This is a genomic window from Halomonas sp. TP35 (assembly GCF_052375975.1).
In the GTDB taxonomy this organism is placed as follows: Bacteria; Pseudomonadota; Gammaproteobacteria; order Pseudomonadales; family Halomonadaceae; genus Vreelandella; species Vreelandella citrativorans.
This window is the reverse complement of the sequence record NZ_JBQSUZ010000002.1, coordinates 402216-414692: the sequence shown is the minus strand read 5'-3', so window position 1 is coordinate 414692 and position 12477 is coordinate 402216. Positions and strand designations below refer to the sequence as shown.

9 protein-coding genes are annotated in these 12477 nt (G+C 54.7%); 6 read left to right on the top strand and 3 right to left on the bottom strand.

Going from position 1 to position 12477, the window contains the following annotated elements; translation table 11 throughout:
- Positions 1-72: 72 nt before the first annotated feature.
- The 3 genes from secA to ACT3RU_RS04595 all read left to right on the top strand — a co-directional run bounded on the left by secA (position 73) and on the right by ACT3RU_RS04595 (position 5143).
- Positions 73-2820: a preprotein translocase subunit SecA gene (gene secA / locus ACT3RU_RS04605; RefSeq protein ID WP_193056288.1), complete on the top strand. Its 2748-nt coding sequence runs from the start codon at positions 73-75 to the stop codon at positions 2818-2820.
- Positions 2821-2856: 36 nt separating this feature from the next.
- Positions 2857-4086: a bifunctional glutamate N-acetyltransferase/amino-acid acetyltransferase ArgJ gene (gene argJ, locus ACT3RU_RS04600; protein WP_193056289.1), complete on the top strand. Its 1230-nt coding sequence runs from the start codon at positions 2857-2859 to the stop codon at positions 4084-4086.
- Positions 4087-4195: 109 nt separating this feature from the next.
- Positions 4196-5143, top strand: a complete 948-nt coding sequence (locus tag ACT3RU_RS04595; RefSeq protein ID WP_193053778.1) for a Nudix family hydrolase — start codon at positions 4196-4198, stop codon at positions 5141-5143.
- 147 nt (positions 5144-5290) lie between these two features.
- Here the strand turns inward: ACT3RU_RS04595 and ACT3RU_RS04590 are convergent, their stop codons facing one another.
- Both ACT3RU_RS04590 and ACT3RU_RS04585 read right to left on the bottom strand, forming a co-directional pair.
- Complete coding sequence (locus tag ACT3RU_RS04590) at positions 5291-6205, bottom strand: carbon-nitrogen hydrolase (RefSeq protein WP_193056290.1); 915 nt, start codon at positions 6203-6205, stop codon at positions 5291-5293.
- Positions 6206-6214: 9 nt separating this feature from the next.
- Positions 6215-7267 carry an agmatine deiminase family protein gene (locus ACT3RU_RS04585; protein WP_193053883.1) on the bottom strand — a complete coding sequence of 351 codons (1053 nt, stop codon included), beginning with the start codon at positions 7265-7267 and terminating at the stop codon, positions 6215-6217.
- A gap of 222 nt (positions 7268-7489) precedes the next feature.
- Here ACT3RU_RS04585 and ACT3RU_RS04580 point away from each other — a divergent pair, with 222 nt between their 5' ends.
- Together ACT3RU_RS04580 and ACT3RU_RS04575 are read left to right on the top strand one after the other, a co-directional pair.
- Complete coding sequence (locus tag ACT3RU_RS04580) at positions 7490-8731, top strand: lipoprotein-releasing ABC transporter permease subunit (protein WP_193053776.1); 1242 nt, start codon at positions 7490-7492, stop codon at positions 8729-8731.
- A gap of 106 nt (positions 8732-8837) precedes the next feature.
- The gene (locus ACT3RU_RS04575; RefSeq protein ID WP_193053882.1) at positions 8838-9518 is read left to right on the top strand and encodes an ABC transporter ATP-binding protein; all 681 of its coding nucleotides are present in this window, start codon (positions 8838-8840) and stop codon (positions 9516-9518) included.
- Here ACT3RU_RS04575 and ACT3RU_RS04570 read toward each other — a convergent pair.
- A complete protein-coding gene (locus tag ACT3RU_RS04570; RefSeq protein ID WP_172116359.1) occupies positions 9515-10066 on the bottom strand; it encodes a DUF2062 domain-containing protein in 552 nt (183 codons plus the stop codon). The two genes, ACT3RU_RS04575 and ACT3RU_RS04570, sit on opposite strands and share 4 nt — an antisense overlap.
- A 97-nt stretch (positions 10067-10163) precedes the next feature.
- On the opposite strand from ACT3RU_RS04570, the gene ACT3RU_RS04565 reads away from it, so the two are divergent.
- Complete coding sequence (locus ACT3RU_RS04565; protein WP_193056291.1) at positions 10164-12446, top strand: DNA internalization-related competence protein ComEC/Rec2; 2283 nt, start codon at positions 10164-10166, stop codon at positions 12444-12446.
- Positions 12447-12477: the final 31 nt, after the last annotated feature.

Genomic DNA, 12477 nt, shown 5'->3' with positions numbered 1-12477 from the left:
AAACGTACTTTACTTGCCTTATACGGAACAGGGCGAAGCCCATTGGTTCGCTCAAGATGATTTGGAAATTTCATGATTAATAATTTGTTACGCAAGGTTGTTGGCTCCAAGAACGACCGTGAAGTAAAGCGCATGCACAAAAACGTTCGCAGTGTGAACGTGCTCGAAGCTGAGCTTGAAGGATTAAGCGACGCTGAATTACAAGGTAAGACAGCGGAGCTGCGTTTGCGCCTGGAAAATGGCGAGGCGTTGGATAGTTTGTTGCCTTCTGCGTTTGCGATTGTGCGAGAGGCCAGCAAGCGCGTCATGGGTATGCGGCATTTTGATGTACAGATGGTGGGGGGCATGACCCTGCACCGTGGTCGTATTGCTGAAATGAAAACCGGCGAAGGTAAAACGCTGGTAGCAACACTGGCCGTTTATCTCAATGCGCTGCCTGCAAAGGGCGTACACGTTGTCACCGTCAATGACTACCTTGCCCGCCGTGATGCCGAGTGGATGCGCCCGCTGTATGAGTTTTTAGGGCTTTCTGTTGGGGTTATCTTTTCCGGCCAAACCGGGGAGGAGAAACGCCATGCTTATCGGTGTGATATTACCTACGGTACCAATAACGAATTTGGCTTTGACTACCTGCGCGACAACATGGCGTTCTCTTTGGAGGATAAGGTGCAGCGTGGCCTGCACTATGCCATTGTTGATGAGGTGGATTCTATCCTGATTGATGAGGCGCGTACGCCGTTGATCATATCAGGTGCGGTGGATGAAAATACCAATCTTTATAACGTCGTTAATCAGCTTGCCCAGCAGTTGGAAGAGGGTGAGGTCTCGGAAGATGACGACCAGCCTGCAACTGGCGATTTTGTGCTGGAGGAGAAGCAAAAGCAGGTTGAGCTGACCGAGCAGGGGCATAACAGGGTTGAAGAGCTGATGCAGGCGGAAGGCCTTCTTAAAGAGGGTGAATCGCTTTACGCCGCTCAAAACCTGAATTTACTTCAGCACATGCATTCTGCGCTCCGGGCACGCCATCTCTACAACAAGGATGTTGATTACATTGTAGTGGAAGACCAGGTGGTCATCGTTGATGAGCATACTGGACGGACGATGCCTGGCCGCCGTTGGTCTGAAGGGCTTCACCAGGCTGTTGAAGCGAAGGAAGGGGTGACCGTTCAGCGCGAGAGCCAGACGCTGGCATCCACCACCTTCCAGAACTATTTCCGTCTGTATGAAAAACTGGCAGGCATGACCGGTACTGCTGATACGGAAGCCTTTGAGTTCCGTCAGATTTATGGGCTTGATGTTATCGTCATCCCCACCAATCGCCCGTTAGCCCGTAAAGACCTTAACGACCTGGTCTACCTTAGCGCCGAAGAGAAGTACGAGGCGATTATTAAGGACGTTCAGGTCGAGACAGAGGCAGGCCGCCCGGTGTTGGTAGGTACGGCGTCCATCGAGACGTCTGAATATCTGGCGCACTTAATGCGCGAAGCGGGGCTGAAGTTCAATGTCCTGAATGCCAAGCAGCACCAGAGTGAAGCCGAGATTATTGCTCAGGCAGGGCGTCCTGGCGCGATCACTATTGCCACCAACATGGCCGGTCGAGGTACCGATATTATGTTGGGGGGCAACTGGGAAGCTGACGTTGCCAAGCTGCAAAACCCAAGCCAGGCGCAGATTGATGCATTAAAAGCCGAGTGGAAGCAGCGTCACGATGGTGTGCTGGAAGCCGGTGGCCTGCACGTTATTGGTTCGGAACGCCATGAGTCTCGGCGCATTGATAACCAGTTGCGTGGACGTTCTGGTCGTCAAGGCGATCCAGGTTCAACGCGCTTCTTCTTGTCGTTGGAAGATAGCCTGATGCGGCTATTTGGTTCTGACCGCGTTAAGCGTCTCATGCAGGCATTGGGCCTGGAGCGCGGCGAAGCCATTGAGCACAAAATGGTATCTAACGCCGTTGAGCGTGCCCAGAAAAAAGTGGAAGGGCGTAACTTCGATATTCGTAAGCAGTTGCTTGAATATGATGACGTGGCAAACGACCAGCGCCGGGTTATTTACGAGCAGCGCAATGAGGTTCTGGCCTCTGATGACATTGCAGAAGCTATCGTGGGTATTCGTGAAGAAGTCATGGAAGACACCATTAACGACTTCGTTCCGCCGCAGGGTTTAGCCGAGCAGTGGGATCTGGCTGGGCTTGAAATGCACCTTAAGACAGAGTTCAACTTGGATGCCCCGGTGGTCCAGTGGGCCGCTGATGATGAGCGCTTTAGCGAAGAGAAGCTGCGTGAGCGTCTGCAAGACATGCACCATGACGCTTATGCGGCCAAGGTGGATGCCGCAGGCGCGACCCTGATTCGTCGTTTTGAGAAGCAGGTCATGCTTCAGGTTCTGGATACGCGTTGGAAAGAGCACTTGCAGTCCATGGATCACCTGCGTCGGGGCATCCATTTACGCGGCTACGCACAAAAGAACCCCAAGCAAGAGTACAAGCGTGAATCGTTTGAATTGTTCCAGCACCTGCTGACCAATATTAAAGCGGATGTCACCCGTATTCTAAGCCATGTTCAGGTACGTCAGCCTGAAGAAGTTGATGCGCTGGAGCAAAAGCGGCGTGAAGAGTTGGCCCGCGAAAAAGCCGCGGCCGCTAATCGTCACGATGATGCTTCTTCCAGTGAAAGCGGATTAAGCGGTGAAAACAGTGATGTGGAAAGCACTGAGCAGGACGCACGCCCTGTCCGTCGCGAAGGGCCGAAAGTCGGCCGCAACGACCCGTGTGTATGTGGTTCAGGTAAGAAGTACAAGCAGTGCTGCGGTAAATTAAGCTAATCAGAAGCGGTCTGGATTTAGGTAGAGGAGACGATCATGGCGGTGGGAAATAGTCCCTTTCCGGTGATGCCCCCCTTGGCTGGGGTGCGCTTGGGAAGTGCAATGGCGGGTATTAAAAAGCCGGGTCGTCGTGACATGGTAGTTATTGAGCTACCCGCCTCGGCAACCGTGTCTGGTGTGTTCACGCGAAATGCCTTCTGCGCTGCCCCGGTGTCGGTTGCCAAGGCGCATATTGAGCGCTGCCGCGAGCAGGGCCAGGCACCGCGTTACTGGCTAATTAATACCGGTAATGCGAATGCGGGCACCGGCAAACAGGGGCTTCATGATGCCTACGCCAGCTGTAAAGCGGTAGCAGAGCAAGCTGGCGTTGCCGAGCATCAGGTACTGCCTTTCTCAACGGGGGTTATCGGTGAACCACTTCCCATGGAGCACCTTTTAGCCGGTATCACGCCAGCGCTTGCGTCAGGTGCTGACAATAGTCAGGCGTGGCAACATGCCGGTGAAGGGATTTTAACCACCGACACCCGAGCCAAAGGTGACAGCGTTACCGTGAAGGTTAGTGACGGGTCAGTTACTATCAATGGCATCACTAAAGGCTCAGGCATGATTAAACCCAACATGGCGACCATGTTGGGCTTTGTCGTCACGGATGCTGCTATTGAACAGTCATTACTGGATCGCTTGTTACGCGAGACGGTGGATACCTCGTTTAACTGCATTACCGTGGATAGCGACACTTCAACCAATGATGCGTGCATGCTTGCAGCGACAGGTACGGGAACGGCGATTGAAGACGACGAGGATATCGCTGTCTTCCGTGATGCATTGCAGCAGGTAATGACGAGCTTGGCTCAGGCGATCATCCGTGATGGTGAGGGCGCGACAAAGTTTGTGACGCTCCAGGTTGATGGCGCAGAAAGTCGTCAGGAAGCGCTGGATGTCGCATTTACCGTCGCCCACTCACCCTTGGTGAAAACAGCGCTTTACGCCTCTGATGCTAACTGGGGGCGTATTCTGGCCGCAGTAGGGCGAGCGCCTGTGGCTGATTTTGACGTGGACCGCATTGTCATTGACCTGGCAGATGTTCGCCTGGTTGAAGAAGGTGGTCGTGCGGCTGGGTATACGGAAGCCGCAGGCAGTGCCGTCATGGCGCAAGACGAAATTACGATTCGCATCAGTTTAGGGCGCGGTCAGGAGAGTGCCACCGTATGGACCTCTGATCTTTCCCATGACTATGTGTCGATCAACGCAGACTATCGTAGCTAGTTAGCCAGTCACCGACTGGGTTTGGCAGTCATAAAGGGCTCACGCAGCGAGTAAGCGCCGGCACTGATCCGCCGGTGCGCACACAGTGGATAAAGACGTAATGAATGTAATGGTAAAACGACGAGTTCATGTTGCGGCAGCAGCCATCATTAGTGCCGATCAGAAGCAAGTGCTGATTGCACGTCGGCCCTCGAATGTCGATCAGGGTGGCTTGTGGGAGTTTCCGGGTGGGAAACTCGCGCCTTATGAAACAGGACTTGAGGGCCTTAAGCGCGAGCTGCACGAAGAGCTTGGTGTTGAGATTGTACGTGCGCAGCCCTTGATCCGTGTGCATCACGAATATCCTGACAAGCATATTTTGTTAGATGTTTGGCAGGTTCATGAGTTTGCTGGCGAGCCTTTTGGTCGCGAAGGCCAAGCCGTGCGTTGGGTGCCGATGGAGGAGTTGGCTAATTATCCGTTCCCGGCGGCCAACCTGCCGATCCTGCGTGCTGTGATGCTGCCCACTGAATATCTGATTACAAAAGAAGAGGCTGACGAGGCGCGTTTTGATACGCTCCTGGAGCGGGCCTTGAAAGAAGACAACATTCGCTTGGTGCAGCTGCGTGCCAAGCAGCTTGATGAAGCCGCTTATCTTAAGCGCGCTGAACGCGCTTTGCGCATGTGTCATGAGTATGGCGCCAAGCTTCTACTCAACGGCGAGCCTGCGCTGCTTGAACATGTGGATGCCGATGGTATTCATTTAACCAGCGAGCGCTTGATGCAGCTGGATCGACGTCCGATTGCCGAGCAAAAGTGGCTCTCTGCCTCGACACATGACCAAACTCAGCTCTCCAAAGCGGCGCTGCTGGGGTGTGATTTTGTGACGCTGTCACCGCTTCGCACTACGCCTTCACATCCGGAAGTAGCGCCGATGGGCTGGCATGATTTTCAACAACTGGTTGAGCGTGCCGGAATGCCGGTCTTTGCGCTGGGTGGAATGACACGCTTTGATGCCAATCACGCCCGCGCCGTAGGCGCCCAAGGCATCGCCTCGATTCGCGATTTCTGGAAGTGATAAGTTTGTTACTGCTGACGTAATGGCGTAAGTCAGCGCTGCGGTACGTGCAGAAATAGGTACTAGAAAAAACGCCTGCCAGATGATTTTGGCAGGCGTTTTCCGTCAAAGACCGCTACGTTAAACTGGCCTATAGATCGATAACGCCTAGTCGCGAAAGCGGCGGGTTAGATCGCTATAGGCATCGATACGGCGATCACGCAGGTAAGGCCAGATACGGCGAGTATTTTCGCAGCGCGCCATATCAATGGTCACAACCAGTTGTTCAGCTTCTTCACCGGCATGGGCAAGTAGCTCGCCCTGAGGCCCACAAATAAAGCTGCCTCCCCAAAACTGAATGCCATCGCCCACGCCTGAATGGTCGGTTTCAAATCCCACGCGGTTGGCAACAATCACCGGTAAGCCATTGGCGACGCCATGCGAGCGCTGGATTAACGTCCAGGCATCTTTTTGGCGGGTTTGTTCCGCAATATCATCGTTAGGATCCCACCCAATCGCCGTGGGGTAGAGCAGCAAGTCTGCTCCGGCCAAGGCCATCAGGCGAGCCGCTTCCGGGTACCACTGATCCCAGCACACCAGCACGCCCAAACGGCCAAGCGAAGTATCAATTGGTGTAAAGCCTTCTGCACGGCTCGCATCGTGGTCACCAGGGGTGAAGTAAAACTTCTCATAAAAGCCTGGGTCATCAGGGATGTGCATTTTCCGATACTGACCCACCCGGCCTTTATCTCGGTCGTATACCACCGCCGTGTTGTGATAAAGCCCTGGTGCGCGCCGCTCAAACAGCGAGCCGACCAGCACGATATCCAATTCGCGAGCAAGTGCGGCCAGGTGCTGTCCGGTCGGGCCATCCAGCGGTTCGGCCAGGTCGAACAGGGCCGGATCTTCATACTGGCAGAAGTAGTGGGTAGCATGCAGCTCTTGCAGCATGACAAGCTGAGCGCCACGTTCTACGGCATCACGAATGCCCGCTTCACTGGCTGCCAGGCTCTGCGCTTTATCGGGCCAGGCAAACTGTTGCACTACGCCAACCGTTAGGTCAGAGGTTACCTTGATAGACATCCTGGCTCCTTACTGATGAAAAGAGGTGGTGAGCGTGCCCTTGGGCAACTGCATGGTCAGGCAGTGTAAGCTGCCATGTTGACGAATAACGCTCGAGCACTCAATGGGAATGAGCGCATGGTTGGGGAACGCTTCGGCCAGCGCACTGAGTGCTAACGCATCAGCCGGGTCGCCGTAGGTTGGCACCAGTACTGCTTCATTAATAATCAAAAAGTTGGCATAAGTGGCTGGCAGCCGATGGCCGTCTTCAGGGTCAAAGCATGCTTGTGGCCAAGGCAGCGGGACAAGCTGGTAGGGCTCGCCGTTGCGTTGTCGAAATGCCTTTAACTCTTGCTCCATGGTGTGTAGGGCTGTGTAGTGCGGGTCTTGTAGGTCATCACAGCGCACATAAGCAATGGTCGATGGATTACAGAATCGCGCCAATGTATCAACGTGGCTGTCGGTATCATCACCTTCCAGATGCCCATTGGTTAACCAAAGCACCCGGTCGACGCCGAAATCATCGCCTATCAAGGCTTCAACGTCCTGGCGTGTTAAATGCGGGTTGCGATTAGGGTTGAGTAAGCAGGCTTCGGTCGTCAGCAGCGTACCCGCGCCATCGGTTTCGATAGCCCCGCCTTCCAATACCATATCGCGTGAAGCCACTGGGCATGCCCAGACGCCTGCATCGGCTAACGCCTGCGTCAGCCGATTATCGTTGCTGGCAGGGAATTTTCCGCCCCAGCCGGTGAAGGTGTAATCCAACAGTAGCGGCTGGCCTTCATCATCAACAACGCTAATCGGGCCGTGGTCACGCGCCCAGGTATCATCGGTAGGCGCTATGATCAGCAATAGCTTATGAGCAGGCACACCATAGGCATCGAACGTTTTGCGTACGCGGTCACAGGTGGCTTGATCTGGCATGCTGATCACTACCTGCTGGTAACGAACGGTTGCCAGCACGATGCGCTCAAGCGTTGCTTCTATACGCGATAGAAGCGATGCCCAATCGCCATCAGGGCGTGGCCAGGTCAGCTGTAGACCATCCTGGGGGTGCCATTCCGGCAGCAAGCGATATGTCATATTGGCCAAGGTTAGGAAGTCTCTTGGTAACGTTATTTGAAGTAAAGCGCTCACCGATTTAGCCAGCGCAAATGGGCGCAATGTAGGGCGTCGTCGAAGAACTTGCAAGCGTTACGTGGTTTCAGGGAACGGGCCTGGGGTCTGTTACTCTAATGCCCGTTTGCACATGCAGTATGGCTAAAAAAACCGTACCATGAGCGCTTATTAATAAGGAATGACGCCATGCTTGATCGTTTGCCTTTTCTGGTGGGGCTGCGCTACGTGCGCGCCAAACGCCGGAACCACTTTATTTCTTTTATTTCACTAACATCGATGCTGGGCCTAATGCTGGGTGTGGCGGTACTCATCCTGGTGTTATCGGTTATGAATGGTTTTGACCATGAGCTGCGTACCCGTATTTTAGGAATGGTGCCGCACACTAAAATTGAAGCAACCGATGGCCTGGTGGAGTGGGAGGCGCTGGCAGACCGATTGACGCAGCGTGAACACGTGATGGGGGCTGCACCGTATGTTGAGCAGCAGGGCATGTTTTCCGCGGGTGGCCGCAACCAGGGAGCCATGGTCAACGGTATTGATCCCGATTGGGAAGACCAGGTCTCGATTATTGGTCAGCATATGCGCCAAGGCACGTTGGCTGAATTAGTGCCAGATGAGTGGAATGTGGTGCTTGGCTCTATGCTTGCTCGTCAGCTGGGGGTGGGTGTAGGCGATCGAGTGACGCTGCTGGTGCCGGAAGCTTCTATCACCCCAGCGGGTGTCTTCCCGCGGTTAAAGCGCTTTACCGTTAGCGGTATTTTCAGCGTGGGCGCCGATTTGGACGCCAATCTCGCTTACGCCAATATCGAAGATATGAAAACCCTCGCGCGCCTTGGCGACGCGGTAGGTGGTTTGCGCCTTGAGCTTGATGATCTGTTTATTGCGGGCAGCGAGACCCAGGCCATTGTGAACGACCTGGGACCAGGCTACCGCGGCACCGATTGGACGTACTCGCATGGCAACCTTTTCCAGGCCATTCAGATGGAAAAGCGCATGATTGCACTGCTGCTAACGGTGATCATTGCCGTTGCGGCGTTCAATATTGTTTCTACTCTGGTCATGGTGGTCACCGACAAGCGTGCCGATATCGCTATTTTGCGTACCATTGGTGCTACGCCACGCTCGATCATGGGCATCTTTATCGTACAAGGCATGGCCATTGGTTTGATTGGTATTGCGATTGGCGTTGCTGTGGGCATACTGCTGGCGCTGACAGTATCTGATCTGATCGGTTGGTTTGAAGCGGCCTTTGGGATTAAGTTTCTGGATGCAGGCGTTTACTTTATCAGCGATTTGCCGTCCCAGCTTAGGTGGGATGACGTGCGCAATATTGTGTTGGCGGCCTTCGGTCTAACGTTTTTGTCCACGCTGTACCCAGCATGGCGCGCTGCTCGCGTTCAACCGGCGGATGTTCTGCGCTATGAATAAGGATGCTTCCATGTCTACTACTGGGCCGTTAACGTCTATGCAGTCAACTTCCACGCCGTCCAACGCTACGCCAGCCGCAGCAGGGGGAGCGAACGAGCCGCCTGTTATGTTGGATTGCCAAGGTTTAACGCGGGTATATAGCGAAGGACCACAAGACCTGACCGTGCTTGATAAGCTTGAACTTTCCGTTCGTGCGGGCGAACGGGTGGCGATTGTGGGTAGTTCTGGGTCGGGTAAAACCACGCTTTTAAACTTGCTGGGCGGTCTGGATCGCCCAAGCGATGGTCGGGTGGTGATCGCTGGTGAGCCACTTTCCAACTTAAACGAAGCGGCCTTAGGGACGTTTCGTAATCGCTACATTGGGTTTGTTTACCAGTTTCACCATTTGCTGGCAGAATTTACCGCCGTTGAGAATGCAGCGTTACCGTTAATTATCCGTGGTCAGTCGAAAAAAACCGCTGAAAAACGCGCTATGCAGATTCTTGAGCGTGTAGGGATGAAGGCGCGGGCTGATCATAAGCCTGGCGAGCTTTCCGGTGGTGAGCGCCAGCGGGTCGCCATTGCGCGTGCCTTGGTAACAGACCCAAGCCTGGTGCTAATGGATGAGCCTACCGGTAACCTGGATCAAACGACGGCAGCCACGATTCTAGCCCTGATGGATGAGTTGGCCAAAGAGAGTGCGTGTGCGTTTGTTATCGTGACGCATGACGTGGGGCTGGCTGCACATCAGGACAGGGTGCTTAAACTGGACGCGGGCAAGTTGGTTGAGCAGCCTCGCATGCCTTAATCATCGAACTCGGATTCGATACATGCCCGACGCCGCTGCCTATTTAGGCGGCGGCGTTTCCAATTATGAGAGACATGCCAGCGCCAAATAAGGCGAATGCCGATATTGGCGGCCACTGCTAGCACAATAGCCGTAATAAATGAGCCAACAATCAGTGGCGGTACGATATCGTGCATTTGTTCGGCAATCCAGCGCGTTGAAATACGCGTAGGTGCTTCACGTACCGGGGCTCCAAGCATAAATGTGCCAATTCGATAGTTAAAATAAAAAATCAGCGGCATGGTGAGTGGGTTGGTAATCCAGACAAGGCCTACCGAAAGTGCTAAATTACAACGGCTTAGGCGAGCGCCCACGGCAGCGACTACCATTTGAAATGGAATCGGTAGCATGGCGCAAAACAAGCCAACGCTAAAGGCGTTGGCAACGCTTCGCCGAGTTAAAAGCCACAGCCCGGGGTCGGCAATTAGCGGTGCTATAAAGCGTAGCGACCGCTGTCGCCGTAGCGTGTCGGGTCTGGGCATGTAGCGCTGCAGGAACCGGCGCGGCATGTCAGGTACTCTTGCCTATTAGTGCACCCTATTATCCATATCGCGTAGCGCTTCGGCTATGCCAAGTAGATGAAGTTCTTAAGCCAAGGAGAGTCGTATGCCGTTTGGCATGGCGATACCGGCAGCGCTAGCGGCACTGTTAGGGGCAGTAATCGCGGGATTAAGCGGTATAACGGGGGCAATGAACCCTTTTGTTGGCGTTAGCTTATTGGGCGTGCTGCTACTGATGGCCTGGCGCGCCAAGGCGGCTTTCTGGCTATTACTGGGTGGCTGGGTAATGGTTGGCATTCATCAGGAGTGGGGCAGTCGCTTGCCCGAAGGTCTCAACGGCGAAGATGTCGTTGTAAAAGCAAGGGTGCTGAGCGTAACCCCGTTGGGTGATGCACAGCGGTTACTGTTAGCGGTAAAAACCTGTGAAGGACCTACTCATCACCCCGCTTGCGATACGCTTAACAAGGTCCGTGTAACGGCGTATAACGCGCCGACTTACTATGCGGGAGAGCAGTGGCGAATGACGCTACGCCTGCGCCCGCCTCGCGGATTTGCCAACCCTGGTACGTTTGATTTTGAACAGTGGCTCTGGCGAGAAGGCATTCATGCAACGGGGTATGTACGCCAGGAGCCAGCGCCGACGCAATTGGCCACGGCTGGGTTTTCTGTACGAAAGCTGGCGCTTGATGTGCTGGAGAGGCAGCCACTCGGTGAACGAACGCGCCGCTGGCTCGCAGCCTTAACGCTGGGGGAGGGCAGCCAGCTAACCCAGGAGGACTGGTCGCTACTCAATGCCACGGGAACGACGCATCTGGTGGTTATTTCAGGCTTGCATGTGGGGCTGGTGGCCGGGTTTGCGCTATTGCTGGCAAAGCTCATCGCACGGCTAACAACGCCTTTGAACTGGCGAATGCGCGTGTGGCCCTGGTGGGTGGCCGCGCTGGTCACCATCGGTTATGCCTATCTGGCCGGTATGGAACCGCCCGCCATGCGCGCCATGGTCATGACGCTGGTAGGGCTGTGGGTGCTCAGTGGTCGACACTCCCCAGCCACTTGGCAGGCCTGGTGGCTGGCACTTGCCATTATTCTGCTGCTTGATCCGCTCTCTTTATGGCGCCCTGGGCTCTGGCTATCGTTTGTGGCTGTTGCCTGGTTGATCATTATTTGGCAAGGGCGCACGCGTCCAAAAGGGGTTAAAGGCTGGTGCTGGGCGTTGCTGCGTTCCCAGCTGTTACTGGCCCCGCTAATGGCCGCCGCCGTGCTGATCGCATTTGGACGTATGGCGCCGGGCGCGCCCATTATTAATATAATCGCCGTGCCCTGGGTAAGTTCAATCATGGTGCCGTTGGCGCTGCTGGGCTGGATATTTTCACCTCTGCCGTGGCTGGGCACGGGCATGTGGTGGTTGTTTGAGCAAGCGCTGTCGGTTTTTTACGTTTTTCTGACCGTTACGTCAGAACGATGGCCGCTGTGGGAACCTGATCATGCGCTAGTGTACCCATTAAGCGGCGCTCTTCTTTTGTTGGCTTTGTGCTGGGGTCTGCCTGGCGTGGTGTCCTGGTTGAAAGTGGGGGCTACGTGCCTAGTGGTATCGCTTGCCTGGTGGCTTCCGTTGGAGCAAATACCTAAAGGCACGTTGCGCGTAACGGTGCATGATGTGGGCCAAGGTCAGCTTATCGAGCTACGCAGCCAGCAGTACCGGCTTTTATACGATACTGGGCCACGTTTTCAGGCAGGCTTTATGCCTCTGCAAACATTGTGGTCGCCAGGCCAGCGTTTTGATGAGGTGATTGTTAGCCATGCCGACAGTGACCATGCAGGTGGTATAGGCGCGCTACTGGAGAGCCATGCAGTCACGCACTGGCGTGCGCCTCTAGGTGAAGCTCTACCGGTAACGGCCACCCCGTGCGAGCGTGGCCAGCAGTGGCAGCGCGATGGAATTACGTATCGGTTTTTATGGCCGCCTGCCGGGTCCAATGATTACTCGGCCAATGACCGCTCCTGCGTGCTGGAAGTCAGCGCGGGAGAGCATCAATTATTAATTACCGGGGATGTCAGCCGTGATATAGAGCGGCGTTTTCTAAAAGATATTGATGTGCCGCTCAGCGTATTGGTCGCCGGACATCACGGTAGCCGCACAAGTTCAGGTGTTCAGTTTGTCCAACATACGACGCCTTTGCATGTGATCTTTAGTGCAGGTCGCAATAATGCTTTCCAGCATCCGGTCGATGATGTGGTACGCCGCTTCCGAGCGTATAAGAGTTGCCTGTGGAGTACCGGGCACGATGGGGCACTGCGGTTTTGGCTTCAAAAAGATCATCCTGTGTCTATTACACCAATGCGTTGGCCATCCGGCAGTGTTCAACATGGTGGCGTTAAGCGGTGTTGATGCGCCTCGCCATAAGGTAGAATCCAGCGCA